Origin of the sequence: Agromyces protaetiae, assembly GCF_004135405.1 — a bacterium.
GTDB classification, from domain to species: Bacteria; Actinomycetota; Actinomycetes; order Actinomycetales; family Microbacteriaceae; genus Agromyces; species Agromyces protaetiae.
This window is the reverse complement of sequence record NZ_CP035491.1, coordinates 1239581-1255588: the sequence shown is the minus strand read 5'-3', so window position 1 is coordinate 1255588 and position 16008 is coordinate 1239581. Positions and strand designations below refer to the sequence as shown.

At 70.4% G+C, this 16008-nt stretch carries 17 protein-coding genes; 7 read left to right on the top strand and 10 right to left on the bottom strand.

Annotation, left to right across the window (positions count from 1 at the left end; translation table 11 throughout):
- Positions 1–176: 176 nt before the first annotated feature.
- Genes ET445_RS05850 through paaA form a run of 6 tightly spaced genes read right to left on the bottom strand, consistent with a single transcriptional unit; the run spans position 177 to position 4924 of the window.
- Entirely contained in the window at positions 177–962 is a 786-nt protein-coding gene (locus ET445_RS05850) for an enoyl-CoA hydratase/isomerase family protein (protein WP_129189696.1), read from the bottom strand.
- Positions 963–992: 30 nt separating this feature from the next.
- Positions 993–2225, bottom strand: coding sequence for a 1,2-phenylacetyl-CoA epoxidase subunit PaaE (gene paaE, locus ET445_RS05845; RefSeq protein ID WP_129189694.1), 1233 nt, complete (start codon positions 2223–2225; stop codon positions 993–995).
- Positions 2225–2752: a 1,2-phenylacetyl-CoA epoxidase subunit PaaD gene (gene paaD, locus ET445_RS17890; protein WP_279433507.1), complete on the bottom strand. Its 528-nt coding sequence runs from the start codon at positions 2750–2752 to the stop codon at positions 2225–2227. The genes paaE and paaD overlap by 1 nt, the downstream gene beginning before the upstream one ends.
- A gap of 35 nt (positions 2753–2787) precedes the next feature.
- Positions 2788–3639 (bottom strand): 1,2-phenylacetyl-CoA epoxidase subunit PaaC, encoded by an 852-nt coding sequence (gene paaC / locus ET445_RS17885; protein ID WP_243695348.1) that lies wholly within the window; start codon positions 3637–3639, stop codon positions 2788–2790.
- Positions 3636–3950 carry a 1,2-phenylacetyl-CoA epoxidase subunit PaaB gene (paaB, locus tag ET445_RS05835; protein ID WP_129189692.1) on the bottom strand — a complete coding sequence of 105 codons (315 nt, stop codon included), beginning with the start codon at positions 3948–3950 and terminating at the stop codon, positions 3636–3638. The genes paaC and paaB overlap by 4 nt, the downstream gene beginning before the upstream one ends.
- Positions 3950–4924 (bottom strand): 1,2-phenylacetyl-CoA epoxidase subunit PaaA, encoded by a 975-nt coding sequence (gene paaA, locus ET445_RS05830; RefSeq protein WP_165314308.1) that lies wholly within the window; start codon positions 4922–4924, stop codon positions 3950–3952. The genes paaB and paaA overlap by 1 nt, the downstream gene beginning before the upstream one ends.
- A 120-nt stretch (positions 4925–5044) precedes the next feature.
- Here paaA and paaI point away from each other — a divergent pair, with 120 nt between their 5' ends.
- From paaI to ET445_RS05800, 6 genes are all read left to right on the top strand, one after another.
- Positions 5045–5521: a hydroxyphenylacetyl-CoA thioesterase PaaI gene (gene paaI / locus ET445_RS05825; protein ID WP_424922881.1), complete on the top strand. Its 477-nt coding sequence runs from the start codon at positions 5045–5047 to the stop codon at positions 5519–5521.
- Between the two features lie 24 nt (positions 5522–5545).
- A complete protein-coding gene (paaK, locus tag ET445_RS05820) occupies positions 5546–6946 on the top strand; it encodes a phenylacetate--CoA ligase PaaK (RefSeq protein ID WP_129189689.1) in 1401 nt (466 codons plus the stop codon).
- 83 nt (positions 6947–7029) lie between these two features.
- On the top strand, positions 7030–7659 hold the full coding sequence (locus ET445_RS05815; protein ID WP_129189687.1) for a TetR/AcrR family transcriptional regulator: 630 nt from the start codon (positions 7030–7032) through the stop codon (positions 7657–7659).
- A 58-nt stretch (positions 7660–7717) separates the two neighbouring features.
- Positions 7718–8779 carry an LLM class flavin-dependent oxidoreductase gene (locus ET445_RS05810; RefSeq protein WP_129189685.1) on the top strand — a complete coding sequence of 354 codons (1062 nt, stop codon included), beginning with the start codon at positions 7718–7720 and terminating at the stop codon, positions 8777–8779.
- A 212-nt stretch (positions 8780–8991) separates the two neighbouring features.
- On the top strand, positions 8992–9333 hold the full coding sequence (locus tag ET445_RS05805) for an ArsR/SmtB family transcription factor (RefSeq protein ID WP_129189683.1): 342 nt from the start codon (positions 8992–8994) through the stop codon (positions 9331–9333).
- Entirely contained in the window at positions 9333–9839 is a 507-nt protein-coding gene (locus ET445_RS05800) for an SRPBCC family protein (protein WP_129189681.1), read from the top strand. Before ET445_RS05805 ends, ET445_RS05800 begins: the two co-directional genes overlap by 1 nt.
- A gap of 72 nt (positions 9840–9911) precedes the next feature.
- Here the strand turns inward: ET445_RS05800 and ET445_RS05795 are convergent, their stop codons facing one another.
- Together ET445_RS05795 and ET445_RS05790 are read right to left on the bottom strand one after the other, a co-directional pair.
- Complete coding sequence (locus tag ET445_RS05795; RefSeq protein ID WP_129189679.1) at positions 9912–10508, bottom strand: gamma carbonic anhydrase family protein; 597 nt, start codon at positions 10506–10508, stop codon at positions 9912–9914.
- 8 nt (positions 10509–10516) lie between these two features.
- On the bottom strand, positions 10517–11182 hold the full coding sequence (locus ET445_RS05790) for a YdeI/OmpD-associated family protein (RefSeq protein ID WP_129189677.1): 666 nt from the start codon (positions 11180–11182) through the stop codon (positions 10517–10519).
- Between the two features lie 61 nt (positions 11183–11243).
- Between ET445_RS05790 and ET445_RS05785 the strand changes: the two genes are divergently transcribed.
- Positions 11244–13370: a RecQ family ATP-dependent DNA helicase gene (locus tag ET445_RS05785; protein ID WP_129189675.1), complete on the top strand. Its 2127-nt coding sequence runs from the start codon at positions 11244–11246 to the stop codon at positions 13368–13370.
- A gap of 7 nt (positions 13371–13377) precedes the next feature.
- Here the strand turns inward: ET445_RS05785 and ET445_RS05780 are convergent, their stop codons facing one another.
- On the bottom strand, positions 13378–13743 hold the full coding sequence (locus ET445_RS05780; RefSeq protein ID WP_165314237.1) for a hypothetical protein: 366 nt from the start codon (positions 13741–13743) through the stop codon (positions 13378–13380).
- 156 nt (positions 13744–13899) lie between these two features.
- A complete protein-coding gene (paaZ, locus tag ET445_RS05775) occupies positions 13900–16005 on the bottom strand; it encodes a phenylacetic acid degradation bifunctional protein PaaZ (RefSeq protein WP_129189671.1) in 2106 nt (701 codons plus the stop codon).
- Between the last annotated feature and the right edge of the window lie 3 nt (positions 16006–16008).

The window sequence follows — 16008 nt, the reverse complement described above, 5'->3', positions numbered from 1 at the left end:
GCTGCGCTGCCCGCTCTTCGTTGTTCCGATTCGCCCGCCCAGCCGACCCGTCCGCCTCTCTCCCACCCGCGCGCTCGTGTGAGGACGCCAACCTGGGGAACCGTGGGGCGAGATTGCCCGGTTGCCGTCCTCACGGCGCGACCGGGAAAGGCCGGACGAGCGGAAACGGGCGGGGCTCAGCCGCGCCCGGTGAACTCGGGGCGGCGCTTCTCCTGGAAGGCGGCGAAGCCCTCGCGGTAGTCGGCGGTGTCGCAGAGTGCCGCCTGCGCGCGGTTCTCCTCGGCCATCGAGGCCCAGAGCCCGAGCCGGTCGTCGCGGAGGGCGGCGACGAGCCGCTTCGAGGCGACGAACGCCTGGGTCGCGCCGCGGGCGGCCGTGCGTGCGGCGTCGCGCGTGGCATCCAGCACCCCATCGGCGGGGAAGACGCGCGAGAACAGGCCCGACCTGACCGCCTCGTCGCCAGACATCAGGCGCCCGGTGACGATGAGATCCATCGTCTTGTGCGGCCCGAGCCGCTCGACGAAGAGCGCATGGCCGCCCGAGTCGAGGGTCGCGCCGAGGTTCGCGAACGGCGAGCCGATCTTCGCGGTGTCGGCGACGAAGACGATGTCGCTCGCGATGAGGAGGCCGAGGCCCACGCCGAGGCACGCACCGTGCGCGACCGCGAACGTCGGCACGGGCACGCTCGCGATGCGCTGCAGGAGCGGTTCGACGCGACCGCCGAGGAAGCCGAGCACGTCGTCTTCGCGCGGATCGACGCCCGAGATGTCGCGGCCCGCGCAGAACGCGCGGCCTTCACCGCGCAGCACGACGGCGCGCACGACACCCGTCTCGGCGAACCGCCCGACCTCGGCGTACGCCTCGTCGAGCTCGCCGATCGCGTGCTCGTCGAGCGCGTTGAGCTTCTCAGGGGCGTTGAGCGCGATCTCGGCGACGCCCTCGCCGATGAAGATGTCGATCATGGATGTCCCTTCACGCGGCGCCTGCCGCGATCACACGTCGTAGTCGACGACGATGCGCTCGGTCTTGGGGTGCGACTGGCACGTGAGCACGTACCCCGCCTCGACCTCGTCGGGTTCGAGCGCGTAGTTCTCGCTCATCGAGACGCTGCCGTCGATGACGCGCGCACGGCACGTGCCGCACACGCCGCCCGCGCACGCGAACGGCACGTCGGGCCGCACGCGGAGCGCCGCGTTCAAAATCGACTCGTTCGCCGACACGGGGCTCTCGACCGTCGCCGACTGCCCGTCGAGAGTGAACTCGATGGCGAAGGTCTTCTCGCCCTTCGCCACGACGACGGGCTTGCCGTGCCGCGGTTCGGCGTTCGACGAATCGGTCGTGAAGAGCTCGTACCGCACGTGCGAGGCGGGCACGCCGCGCGCGGCGAGGGTGTCGCGTGCAAGCTGCACGAGCTCGAACGGCCCGCACAGGAACCACTCGTCGACCGTCGCCGGCGGGATGAGCACGTCGAGCATCGTGTCGAGCTTCTCGGCGTCGATGCGGCCCGAGAGGAGCGGCGCCGTGCGCTGCTCGCGCGAGAGCACGTGGTGGAGCGCGACCCGCGTGGGGTAGCGGTCCTTCAGGTCGGCGAGTTCTTCGAGGAACATGACGTCGAGCGTCGACCGGTTCGTGTAGAGCAGGCTGAACTGCGCGTCGGCGCTGCGGGCGAGCACCGTGTGGGCGAGCGCCATGAGCGGCGTGATGCCGCTGCCCGCCGCGATGCCCACGAGGTGCTTGCCGTCGAAGTCGGCGAGGGTCGACGTGAACGTGCCCTGCGGGCTCATGACGTCGATGCGGTCGCCCGCCTTGAGCTCGCTGTTCGCCCACGTCGAGAAGCGTCCGCCGAGGTCGCGCTTGATCGCGACCGACACCGATCCCCGCACGGGCGGCCGGCAGATCGAGTAGCTGCGCCGCAGCTCCTGCCCCTCGATCTCGCGGCGGAGCGCGACGTACTGCCCGGGCAGGTAGTCGTACTCGTCGGCGAGGTCGTCCGGCACCGCGAAGGTCACCTCGACGGAGTCGGCCGTGAGCGGACGCACCTCGGCGACCTCGAGCTCGTGGAACCGTGCGCGACGGCGCTTGGGCGAGGCATCCGCCCCGCCGTCCTCGTCGAGCACGGAAGCGCCCCCGACCGCGCTCTTCAAGAACGCCGCGGCGACGGCGGCGTCGGCCTCGACCGACCCGGGGAGCGGGAGCGTCGTCGATCCCAGGTTGCGAGCAGCCATCACAGCACCTTGAAGTAGTCGAAGGGTTCGAGGCAGGTGCGGCACTCGTAGAGCGCCTTGCACGACGTCGAGCCGAAACGGGCGATCTCTCGTGTGTCGAGCGAGTCGCAGCGGGGGCACTTGACGGCCATCTTGAGCCGGATCGGCCCGGCGTCGCGCGCGGGCGCATGGCCGCTCGGCGCCTGGATGCCGTACGTGCGGAGCTTCTCTTTACCCGTGTCGCTCAGCCAGTCGGTCGTCCACGCGGGCGAGAGCGCCATCTCGACCGAGACCTCGGCGTAGCCCGCGTGCGTGAGCGCGATGAGCACGTCGTCGCGCATCGCGTCCATCGCGGGGCATCCGCTGTAGGTCGGGGTGAGCGTGACGTGCACCGCGCCCGCGGTGTCGATCGTGACGTCGCGCAGCACTCCGAGGTCTTCGATCGTGAGCACGGGGATCTCGGGGTCGGTCACGGTCGCGGCGATGTCCCACGCGCGGCGCGCGTCGGTCGCGAGCGGCACAGGACGGGCGGATGCCTCGAGCTGCAGCGCTGCGTCGAGCGCGTCGACGAGCGCTTCGCCGGTCACCACGACGCTCCCGGGTGCTGGCGGGCCAGCACCTGCATTTCGGCGAGCAGCGGCCCGAGGTGTTCGGTGTGGCGTCCCTCGCGGCCGCCCCCCGCGGCCACGAAGCCCGTCGGTCGGTCGAGACCGGCCTCGGCGAGCACGGCGTCGACCGTGCGGTCGAAGCCGGGGACGAGGGTCGAGGGCAGCGGCGCGTCCCCCTGCGCCGCCAGCCGCTCGACGAGCGGGTCGTCGCGGAACAGCTCGTCCGCGTACGGCCACGTGTCGGCAAGGCCGACGATCATGCGCCCACGCGAGTACTCGGTGCCGCCCGCGAGGCGGAGCACCCACTGCACGGCGTGGTCGAGGTGGTAGTCGACCTCCTTCTGCGCCTTCTCTGCGATCGCCGCGAGGGTCGCGTCGTTCGAGTCGGCGAGCGCGCGGTAGAGCTCGACGAGGTAGGCGGATGCCACGAGCTGACGTGCGATCGTCAGGGCGAAGTCGCCGTTCGGCTGCTCGAAGAGCCATGCGTTGCGCCACTCGGGCTCGTCGCGCCAGTAGGCGAGGTCGTCTTCGCTGCGCCCGTCGAACGTGCCCGCGTAGTGCAGGAGCGATCGGGCGTGCCCGATGAGGTCGAGGCCGATGTTGCCGAGCGCGATGTCCTCTTCGAGCTCGGGCGCGCGGGTGATCCACATGCCGAGCCGTTGGGCGAGCACGAGGGCGTCGTCGCCGAGGCGCATGGCGTAGGCCGAGACATCCGCGGATGCCTGTGCGCCCGCGCCTGCCGCAGCCCCCGTGTACTCTTCGGCGAGGTCGAGGGCGTCGACGGTGACGTCGCCGTGGACGTCGTCTTCGAGGTCTGCGTGACTCACAGGTGCTTCACCCCTTCGCTCTTCGTGTAGTAGACGGCGTGCCGGTAGTTCTTGCCCGCGGGGCTCTCGAAGAACGCGCCCTTGCGGTCGGGGTCGCTCGTCGTGACGGCGTCGGCCGGGACGACCCAGATCGACACGCCCTCGTTGCGACGCGTGTAGAGGTCGCGGGCGTTGCGGATCGCCATCTCGTCGTCGGGCGCGTGGAGCGAGCCGACGTGCACGTGGGAGAGGCCGCGGCCCGCGCGGACGAAGACCTCCCAGAGGGGCCAGGCTTCGCCGCCGACTTCGGTGCTCGATCCGGGAGTGGACATCAGGCGACCTTCCCTTCGGCGCGCTCTGCCTGCTTGCGGGCGTATTCGGCGGCGGCTTCGCGCACCCAGGCGCCGGCTTCGTGCGCTTCGCGGCGGCGGCGGAGCCGCTCGTGGTTGGCGGGGCCGCGGCCGGCGAGCACCTCGTGGAACTCGGTCCAGTCGATGGGGCTCATGTCGTAGGCCTGGCGCTCTTCGTTCCATTTGAGGTTCGGGTCGGGCAGCGTGACGCCCATGACCTCTGCTTGCGGTACGAGCATGCCGACGAATCGCTGGCGCAGTTCGTCGTTCGAGAAGCGCTTGATCTTCCACGCCATCGACTGCGCCGAGTTGGGCGACTCGTCGTCGGGCGGGCCGAACATCATGAGGGCCGGCCAGTACCAGCGGTTCACGGCGGCCTGCGCCATTTCGCGCTGGGCCTCGGTGCCCGCCATGAGCTCGAGGAGGATCTCGAAGCCCTGGCGCTGGTGGAACGACTCCTCCTTGCAGATGCGCACCATGGCTCGCCCGTACGGGCCGTACGAAGCGCGGCAGAGCGGCACCTGGTTGCAGATCGCGGCGCCGTCGACGAGCCAGCCGATCGCGCCCATGTCGGCCCACGTCGGGGTCGTGTAGTTGAAGATCGACGAGTACTTGGCCTTGCCCGAGATGAGCTGCTGCATCATTTCTTCGCGCGAGATGCCGAGCGTCTGGGCGGCCGAGTAGAGGTAGAGGCCGTGGCCGGCCTCGTCTTGCACCTTGGCCATGAGGATGGCCTTGCGCTTGAGGCTGGGCGCCCGCGTGATCCAGTTGCCCTCGGGCTGCATGCCGATGATCTCGGAGTGCCCGTGCTGGCTGATCTGGCGAATGAGCGTCTTGCGGTAGGCGTCGGGCATCCAGTCACGAGGCTCGATGCGCTGATCGCGCTCGATGAGCTCGTCGAACGCCTGCTGCGCCTCTTCATCGCCTACGAGCGTGAGCTCTGCGGGTGCGGTCATCATCGACTCCCTGGGTCTTCCGAAATCGGTATTACCAACCGATCGTTCAGTTAGTATATAGTCGGTTCATCACCTCGGCAATGTCAAGGTGAACTGGAGATCTCAACGAGGAGTCACCGAATGACGGATGCCGCGACCGACCGGTCCACGCACGACGCGCGCGCGTCGGCGAACGACGATGCCGGCGTGGCATCCGTCGCCTCGCGCACTTTGCGCGACTACATGCACCTCGACCGCGCCTCGAACCTGCTCGGCATCGTCGTCGAACAGGCCGAACCCGGCTACGCCGTCGCTTCGATGCGGGTGCGCGAAGACATGACCAACGGCTTCGACATCACCCACGGCGGGCTCGTCTTCACGCTCGCCGACACCGCCTTCGCGCTCGCGTGCAATGAAGACGAACGCATCACCGTCGCCGCCGGCGCCGACATCGCCTTCCTGAAGTCGACCGTCGCTGGTCAGACGCTCACCGCCACCGCCGTCCGCCGCGCCCTCTCGGGCCGCAACGGCCTCTACGACGTGTCGGTCGTCGACGAAACGGGCGACCAGGTCGCCGAGTTCCGCGGCCGCTCGATCACCACCAACCGTTCCCTCTGACCGCTGTTCGAACCGGAGACGAAGATGTCGACGACCACCACCACGACTGCCACGAGCACCGCCACCGCCACGACCGCCGCCGAAGCGCCCGTCGTCGAGGTGCTCGCCGAGGCGACCATCTCGGGCATCGAGGCCCCCAGCCCCGACGAACTCGACGCCGAAGAGCGCCTGAGCCGGGCCGAGATCGAGGCGCTCCAGCTCGAACGACTCCAGCAGACGGTCGCGCACGCCTACGAGAACGTGCCGCTCTACACGAAGAAGTTCGACGACGCAGGCGTGCACCCCCGAGACATCCGCTCGCTCGACGACGTCGCGAAGCTGCCCTTCACGACCAAAGAAGACCTCCGCCAGACCTACCCGTTCGGCATGTTCGCCGTGCCCATGGAGCAGGTCGCGCGCATCCACGCCTCGAGCGGCACGACCGGCCGGCCGACCGTCGTCGGTTACACGGCAGGCGACCTCGACCGCTGGGCGAGCCTCATCGCGCGCTCGCTCCGCGCCGCGGGCGTGCGCCCCGGCATGAAGGTGCACAACGCCTACGGCTACGGCCTTTTCACGGGCGGACTCGGCGCGCACGCGGGCATCGAGAAGCTCGGCGCGACCGTCATCCCCATGTCGGGCGGCCAGACGGCCCGTCAGGTGCAGCTCATCACCGACTTCGAGCCCGACGCGATCATGTGCACGCCGAGCTACCTGCTGACGATCGCCGACGCGATGGTCGAGGCGGGCGTCGACCCGCGGCAGACGTCGCTCAAGGTCGCGATCCTCGGCGCCGAGCCGTGGACGAACGAGATGCGCCGCGAGATCCAGCGCCGCATGAACATCGACGCGGTCGACATCTACGGCCTCAGTGAGGTCATGGGCCCGGGCGTCGGCAGCGAAGCCGTCGAGACGAAGGACGGCCCCCACATCTGGGAAGACCACTTCCTCCCCGAGATCATCGACGAAGACGGGCAGCCGATCGCCGACGGCGAGCGCGGCGAGCTCGTGTTCACGTCGCTCACGAAAGAGGCGTTCCCCGTCATCCGCTACCGCACGCGCGACCTCTCGCGCCTGCTGCCCGGCACCGCGCGCTCCGGCATGCGCCGCATCGAGAAGATCACGGGCCGCAACGACGACATGATCATCCTGCGCGGCGTCAACCTCTTCCCGACGCAGATCGAGGAGATCGTGCTCGGCATCGAGACGCTCACGCCGCACTTCATCCTCGAGCTCACCCGCAAGGGCCGAATGGACTCGCTCACGGTGCGCATCGAACGCCACCCCGAACTCGACATCGAGGTGTGCCAGGCCGCCGCCGAGGTGCTCCAGCAGAAGATCAAGGTGCACATCGGCTCATCGGTCGGCGTCGTGCTCGAAGAGCCCGGCACGCTTCCCCGCAGCGAGGGCAAGTACAAGCGCGTCTACGACCTGCGCGACAAGTGAGCGCGGGGCGAGCGGATGTCTCGAGGGCGCGCCGTGGGCGCGTGGCCGACCGAACGGTCGGTTCGAGTGCGAAACTGGGGCGGATGACTGATCAGCACGCCGCACGCAGAGGCCGCCCCGGTTACGATCAAGACGGGATCCTCGAGATCGCCGTCGCGGCCTTCAACCAGTTCGGCTACGACGCGACCTCGATGGGCGTGCTCGCCGAGCGCCTCGGCCTGTCCAAGTCGGCGATCTACCACCACTTCGCCTCGAAAGACGAGATCCTCGAGCGTGCCCTCGCGGTCGCACTCGACGCCCTCGACGGGGTCATCGACGAGACCGACGCCGCGGGCGGTCGCGCCGCCGACCGGCTCGACCGCGTGCTGCGGGGTGCCGTACGCGTGCTCGTCGAGAAGCTGCCCTACGTCACGCTCCTGCTCCGCGTGCGCGGCAACACCGACGTCGAACGGAGCGCCCTCGAACGCCGGCGCGCGTTCGACCGGCGCGTCACCGCCCTCGTCTCGGAGGCGCAGGCCGAAGGCTCGATCCGCAGCGACATCGACGTGCGCGTGGTCGAGCGGCTCCTCTTCGGCATGATCAACTCGATCGTCGAGTGGTACCGCCCCGGCGGGCGCGAGACCGCCGAGCACCTCGCCGACGACGTCGTCGCCGTCGCCCTCGACGGCCTGCGGATGCCGACCGAGAACCGCATCGAGCAACTGCTCGGTTGAAGCATCCATTCGCCCGCCGTTCGGAATGCCCGGATGCCTCGGCGTGCTGTACTGGAACATGAGCGCCACGACGCATCCGAAACGCATCGGCTTCCTCTCGTTCGGCCACTGGCATCCGTCGCCGCACTCAGGTACCCGCACGGGCCGCGACGCCCTCGTGCAGTCGATCGAGCTCGCGGTCGCCGCCGAAGAGCTCGGCATCGACGGCGCGTTCTTCCGTGTACACCACTTCGCGCGGCAGCTTGCCTCCCCGTTCCCGCTGCTCGCCGCGATCGGCGCTCGCACGAGCCGCATCGAGATCGGCACGGGCGTCATCGACATGCGCTACGAGAACCCCCTCTACATGGCCGAGGATGCCGCGGCCGCCGACCTCATCTCGGCGCACGCCGGAGGCGAAGGCCGACTGCAGCTCGGCGTGAGCCGGGGATCGCCCGAGACCGCCCTCGACGGCGCGCACGCGTTCGGGTACGTGCCGGGCGACGGCGAGACCGACGCCGACCTCGCCCGGGCGAAGACCGAGCTCTTCCGCGCCGCGATCGCGAGCGCGGGCGTCGTCATGTCGAACCCGCAGATGACGGGGCAGTCGCGCCCGCTCGCGATCGAGCCGCAGTCGCCGGGCCTCGTCGACCGCATCTGGTGGGGATCCGGCACGCGCGCAACAGCGAAGTGGACGGCCGAGCAGGGCATGAACCTCATGAGCTCGACCCTCCTCACCGAAGACACGGGCGTGCCGTTCGACGAGCTGCAGGCCGAGCAGATCCAGGTCTTCCGAGATGCCTGGGCCGAGGCCGGATGGGAGCGCACGCCGCGCATCTCGGTCTCGCGGAGCATCCTGCCGATCCGGAACGACGAGGATCGTGCCTTCTTCCAGGGCCGCGGGGCGGGGGATACCGAAGACCAGGTCGGCTTCATCGACGGCGGCATCGCGCGCTTCGGCAAGAGCTACATCGGCGAGCCCGACAAGATCGCCGCCGACCTCGCGAACGACGCCGCCGTGCGCGAGGCCGACACCCTGCTCGTCACTGTGCCGAACCAGCTCGGCGTCGACTACAACGCCGGGCTCCTCGAGGCGATCGCCGAGCACGTCGCGCCCGCGATCGGGTGGGCGCGGAAGGGCTGAGCGCTCGCCGGAGGGCATCCGAGGCATCCGGATGTCTCGCCTGACGCCGCCCGCTCGCCGGTGATGTCGCGCAAACGGTCGTCATTCCGCCGGGATGGCGACCGTTTGCGCGACATCACGGAGGGGGCGGGGCCGGGAGGGGCGGGGCCGGGAGGCAGGCAGGGGCATCCGGCTCTTGAGCGGCGGCGCGTGCTGCGGTAACCTACAACCAAATGGTTGTACGTTCTGAACTCACCGATGCAGAGGTCGACGCGATCTTCCAGGCGCTCGCCGATGCGACTCGCCGCGACATCCTCGCGCGCGTCATCGAGCGCGAGCAGAGCGTCTCGGCGATCGCCGAGCGCTACACGATGAGCTTCGCCGCCGTGCAGAAGCACGTCGCGGTGCTCGAACGCGCCTTGCTCGTCACCAAAGAGCGACGCGGCCGCGAGCAGATCGTGCACGCGCACCCGCAGTCGATCGAGCACGCGCGTCGACTCCTCGACGACTACGAACGACTGTGGCGGAGCCGCATCCACCGAATGCAGGACATCCTCGACGAAGGGAACGCATGATGGCGCACATCAGTTCGGTCAAAGACACCGAAGCCCTCACGCTCACCGTGACGGCGGAGTTCGACGGTCAGACCGTCGAACGGCTGTGGCGGCTCTGGGCTGACCGGGAGCAGCTGCAGCGCTGGTGGGGCCCGCCAGGGTGGCCCGCGACCTTCACGCGCCACGACTTCGACGTGCCCGGCACCTCGATCTACTTCATGCAGGGCCCCGAGGGCGACCGGCACTACGGGTGGTGGCGATTCCACGAGATCGCAATGCCCGAGCGGCTGCGCATCGAAGACGGCTTCGGCGACGCCGAGGGCAACCCCGACCCCGAAATGCCCGAGTCGGGCGAGATGATCGTCGACTTCGAACCGACCGACGCCGGGGCGCGGTTCTCCATCCGGTCGGTGTTCAGTTCCCTCGAGCAGCTCGACGCCCTGATCGAGATGGGCCAGGAGGAGGGCATGAAGCTCGCGCTCGGACAGGTCGACGAGATCCTCGCGGAGGACGCCCAGGTCAGGTGAGCGCGGCGGCCGCGAACGGTGGTGCGCTGCGAGGCATCCGGATGTCTCGAGCGCGCGCAGGCGGCGAGTCGCTCACACCTCCCGGTCGTCCGCGTGCCGCGCGAGCCGCGCCCCGTAGCGGTCGGTGAGCTGCACCATGAGGTCGGGGGTGTCGCGGTCGAGGCCGAAGACGTACTCGGGGAAGTCGAGCTCGCGCTGCCGCTCCCAGATCGCCTCGTGCTCGTTCGGCGGGGCGATGAGCGCCGGCGTGCCGACCGCGACCCAGCCGATCGGCACGGTCGTGCCCTCGGCGAGTTCGGTCTTCAGGTGCACGACCGCGTCGATCCGCACTTCGCTGCCCCGCCCGACGACGGCGCCGTTGAAGACTCGGCTGCCCGTCGCGAGGAACACCTCGGGCTCGACCGTCGCCCCCGACACGTAGGCGTGCGGGCCGACGAGGCAGTGGTCGCCGATCACGGCGGCGTTGCCCGAGACACCGCGGATGACGGCGTTCTCCATGACGACGGTGCCCGCGCCGATGCGCACGGGCCCGCCCTCGGCCGTGATGACCGCGCCGTGCAGCACTTGCACGCGTTCACCGAGCTCGACGTCGCCGCTGATCACCGCACTCGGCGCGACCACCGCGGAGGGGTGCAGCTTGGGGCTCTGGCCCTGGTGTTCGTACAGCATGGTTCACGCTAGCGCGATGCCGCCGTGCGCGCCGCCTCGGCCGCCCGCTCGACCCACTTCGGAATCTCGCCGTAGCGCTGGAACGGCACCAGCCGCCCGGCGGCGCTGTCGTCGATGAGCTGCTGCAACCGCGAATCGCGGGTCGCCTGCTGCTTCGCCGTGTTCACCCAGTGCGTGACGGTGCGCCGGTAGGTCGGGGTCGCCGCGAGCCAGAAAGCGGATGCCGCGGGGTCGGCCGCGAGGGCCGCCGCGTGCTCGAGCGTCAGCTCTTGATCGGGATTCTCGTGCGAGTAGACCCCCGTGCGGTCGGCAGTGCGTCGCTCGAACGCCGCGAGGCCGGCGGGATGCATCCGCCCCTCGGCCGTCAATCGCTCGACGTGCGCGACGTTGACCGCCGACCACGTGCTCGCGCGCTTCCGCGGAGTCCACCGCTGACGTACCGCATCTTCATCGATGCGCTGGGCGACCGAGTCGATCCACCCGAAGCAGAGCGCTTCGGGCACCGCCTGCTCCCAGGTGAGCGCGCGGTGCGGCACGTGCTTCTTGTAGAGGCCCATCCACAGCTCGGTCGCGGTGTCGTGGTTGGCCTCGAGCCACGCGCGGAACTCGTCGGGCCCGTCAAAGAAGATCGCGGGGCGCTCGGGCGAGCCGCCGGGAGTGCCGATCGTCGTCATGCGTCGAGTCTCGCACCGGCCGCCGACATGCATGTCGGCGGGATGGGGCAGGCTGGCTTCGATGACGACGAACGCCCCCGCCTCCGCCGCCGCACCCGGCACCGACACCCGCGCCGCGGCGCTCGCCGCGCTGCGCGAACTCGTCGGCCGCGACGACGTCGACTTCCACGAGGGGCAGTTCGAGGCGATCCAGGCGCTCGTCGAAGGGCGCCGCCGTGCGCTCGTCGTGCAGCGCACGGGGTGGGGCAAGTCGGCCGTCTACTTCGTCTCGACCCTGTTGCTGCGACGTGCGGGCGCGGGCCCGACGGTGCTCGTGTCGCCCCTCCTCGCGCTCATGCGCGACCAGATCGCCGCCGCCGAGCGCGCGGGCGTGCGAGCCGTGTCGATCAACTCGACGAACGCCCACGAGTGGGGCGACGTGCTCCAGAAGCTCGACGCCGACGAGGTCGACGTGCTCCTCGTCTCACCCGAGCGGCTCAACAACCCGTCGTTCCGCGACGAAAGCCTGCCTGCGCTCGTCGCACGCATCGGCATGCTCGTCGTCGACGAGGCGCACTGCATCAGCGACTGGGGGCACGACTTCCGGCCCGACTACCGGCGCCTCCGCGAACTCATCTCGCAGATGCCCGCGGGCGTGCCTGTGCTCGCGACGACCGCGACCGCCAACAGCCGCGTCGTCGCCGACGTCGCCGAGCAGTTGGGCGGCTCCGACGTCCTGACCATCCGCGGGCCGCTCGCGCGCGCGTCGCTGCGGCTCGGGGTGCTGCGCTTGCCGAACTCGGCGAGCCGACTCGCGTGGCTCATCAACCACCTCGACGACCTGCCCGGGTCGGGCATCATCTACACGCTCACGGTCGCCGCCGCCGAAGACACCGCGCGCGTGCTGCGCGAGCGTGGGCACGATGTGCGCGCCTACACCGGCCAGACCGACACCGACGAGCGAGCCGAGTCCGAAGACCTCTTGAAGCGCAACGGCGTCAAGGCGCTCGTGGCGACGAGTGCGCTCGGCATGGGGTTCGACAAGCCCGACCTCGGGTTCGTGCTACACCTCGGGGCTCCGTCGACGCCCGTCGCGTACTACCAGCAGGTCGGCCGTGCCGGCCGCGCGACCGAGAGCGCCGACGTGCTGCTCCTTCCCGGCGTCGAAGACCGCGACATCTGGCACTACTTCGCGACGGCGTCGATGCCCGACGAAGACCGCGCTGCGCGCGTGCTTGCGGCGCTCGCCCCCGACCGGCCGACCTCGACGGTCGCGCTCGAGGCGATGGTCGACATCCGCCGCACGCCCCTCGAACTGCTCCTCAAGGTGCTCGACGTCGACGGCGCCGTCGCGCGTGTGCAGGGCGGATGGGTCGCCACGGGCGAGCCGTGGGCGTACGACGCCGACCGCTACCGGCGCATCGCCGCCGAACGCCTCGCCGAGCAGCAGCACATGCTCGACTACGAGACCACGTCGGCGTGCCGCATGGAGTTCCTGCAGCGCACCCTCGACGACGACACCGCCGCGCCCTGCGGGCGGTGCGACTCGTGCGCCGGCGCCTGGTACCCGACGGCCGTGGCGTCCGATGCATCCGAGGCCGCGAGCGCCGCACTCGACCGCGTGGGCGTGCCGATCGAGCCGCGCAAGCAGTGGCCGACGGGCGCCGACCGCCTCGGCGTCTCGGCGAAGGGCCGCATCGCACCCGGTGAGCAGGCTGCCGAGGGCCGCGCGCTCGCGCGCCTCACCGACCTCGGCTGGGGCGGCACGCTCCGCGAGCTCTTCGCGGCAGGCGCAGCCGACGCGCCCGTGTCGCCGCGCGTGCTCGACGCCTGCGTGCGCGTGCTCGCCGAATGGGGGTGGGCCGAGCGGCCCGTCGCCGTCGCCGCGATGCCGTCGCGGTCGAAGCCGCTTCTCGTCGACTCGCTCGCGCGCGGGCTCGCCCGGGTGGGGCGGCTGCCGTACCTCGGCGCACTCGACTTCCGCGACGGCGGGCCGACCGGCCGGCCCGGCGGCAACAGCGCCTACCGGCTCGCCGGGCTCTGGAACCGGTTCTCCGCAGACGCGCTCGACGTGTCGACCGCATCGGGCCCGATCCTCCTCGTCGACGACCTCGCCGACAGCCGCTGGACCCTCACCGTCGCGGCACGCGAACTCCGCCTCGCGGGGGCATCCGCCGTGCTGCCGTTCGCGCTCGCGCTCAGAGGGTGAACGATCCCTATGAGGTGAACCAGAACGGAAAGAGGAGGTTCGGGAACAAGAAGTACCCGACGCACAAGAACATCAGCACGAGCTCGACGATCGCGATCCAGAGCACGAGCTTCTGTCGGGTGCTGCACGCGAACACGAGGGCGAGCACCGCCAAGACGAAGGTCACGGGGGATCCGAGCGCAGCGAGGACCGTCATGAATATGAAGAGGTAGCCGATGGTGTCGTTCGGGAACTCGAGGAACGTCTGGACGAACACGAGACCGGCGAACCCGAGGATCGCGAGGAGCACCGGGAAGCCTGCGACACCGACGAGCGCGATCGCCCACCCTGCGAGCCGGGGATGCGGGCGCGTCTGCGACGGCCGGTGCTGCACAGGCTGAGGCTGAGGCTGGGGCGGCACGGGCTGGGGCGGCACCGGTTGTGGCTGCGGTTGTTGCGGCGGTGTCTGCATCGTCACGCCGCGAGCATAAGCAATGGGACGGATTCGGACGCTCCGCTCTCCACAGGCACGGCGGCGACTGCTACGCGTTCACACCGCCGCCGGCACGCGCTCCTTCGCGACGAGCGTCAAGACATCGTACGAAGCGACGAGTTCGTCGTGCTGGTTCTTCAGCACGGCGTCCCACCGCACTTCGCCGTACTCGTCGGTCTCGCGCGGAGTGATCTGCTTGGCCGTGAGCTCGACGCGGATCGAGTCGCCGGGCGAGACGGGCGTCACGAACTTGAGGTTCTCGAGGCCCGAGTTGGCGAGCACGGGGCCGGGCGCCGCGTCGACGAAGAGGCCTGCGGCCCACGACACGAGCAGGTAGCCGTGTGCGACGCGTCCGGGGAAGAAGGGGTTCGCGGTCGCGGCCTCTTCGTCCATGTGCGCGTAGAAGGTGTCGCCCGTGAAGTTCGCGAACGTCTCGATGTCGTCGAGGGTGACGGTGCGCGACGGCGAGGCGACCTGGTCGCCGACACGGAGTTCTGCGAGCGACTTACGGAAGGGATGCACGTCGCCCGACAGGTCGTACGGTCGGGCGGATGCCCCGGTGTGCCACACGCCCGTGAGGGCGGTGAGCAGTTCGGGCGAGCCCTGCACGGCCGTGCGCTGCATGAAGTGCTTGACGGCGCGGATGCCGCCGAGCTCTTCGCCGCCGCCCGCGCGGCCGGGGCCGCCGTGCACGAGGTGCGGCACGGGCGAGCCGTGGCCGGTCGAGGTGCGGGCGTCGTCGCGGTCGAGGAAGAGCACGCGTCCGTTGTACGCCGCGATGCGCGAGGCGAGTTCGATCGCGACGGCGGGGTCGTGCGTCGCGACGGATGTCACGAGCGAGCCGCCGCCACGGGCGACGAGGTCGGATGCCTCGGCGAGCGTCGAGTACGAGAGCACGGATGCCACGGGGCCGAACGCTTCGACCTCGTGGACGGCGTCGGCCGAGGCATCCGCGAATCGAAGGAGCATGGGCGTGAGGAACGCGCCGTCAGCGGCTTGGCCTTCGCTGCCGTCGGCGAGGCGCACGGCAGGAAGGTCGGTCGAGCCGATGACGAGGGCGCCGCCCGCGGCCTCGAGCTTCCGCACCTGGGCGAGCACGTCGTCGCGCTGCGCGACCGACGCGAGCGGGCCCATCGTGACGCCTTCGGCGCGCGGGTCGCCGACGACGACGCGTTCGGCGAGGCGCGCGCGCACGGCGTCGACGACGGCGTCGGCGGATGCCTCGGGCACGATCACGCGGCGGATGGCCGTGCACTTCTGCCCCGCCTTGGCGGTCATCTCGACGACGAGCTGCTTGACGTAGGCGTCGAACTCGGGAGTGTCGGGCGTCGCGTCGGGGCCGAGGATCGACGCGTTGATCGAATCGGTCTCGCTCGTGAAGCGCACGCCGCCCGTCTGCACGGCGTCGTGCGAGCGGAGGCGTTCGGCGGTCGACGCCGAACCCGTGAAGGCGACGAGGTCGCCGAGCCGCAGGTGGTCGAAGAGGCCGGGGAGCGATCCCGAGACGAGCTGGAGCGATCCGTCGGGCAGGAGGCCCGACTCGACGAGGATGCGCACGAACGCCTCGGCGAGGTACCCCGTCGGGGTCGCGGGCTTGACGATGCTCGGCACCCCCGCAAGGAACGCGGGCGCGAACTTCTCGAGCGAACCCCACACCGGGAAGTTGAAGGCGTTGATCTGCACGGCGACGCCGGGCAGGCGCGTGTAGATATGCTGCCCGAGGAATGAACCGTCTTTCGAGAGCACCTCGGCGGGGCCGTCGACGAGCACCTGGCCGTTGGGCAGTTCGCGGCGGCCCTTCGACGAGTACGTGAAGAGCACGCCGATGCCGCCGTCGACGTCGACCCACGAGTCGCGCTCCGTCGCCCCCGTGCGAGCCGAGATCGCGTAGAGCTCGGCCTTCCGCTCGGTGAGCACGACGGCCATCTGCTTGAGCAGCACGGCGCGCTGATGGAACGTGAGCTTGCCGAGCGAGGCCTGGCCGACCGTGCGGGCGTAGTCGATCGCTCCCGCGAGGTCGATGCCGTCGGTCGACACGCGCGTGACGAGTTCGCCCGTCGACGCGTCGCGCACGTCGGCGGCGTTCTCGAGCACCGACCCCTCCGCCGAGGCATCCGGCGTCCACCACTCGCCCTGCAGGTAGCTGGGAAGAATTCCGGTCATGGC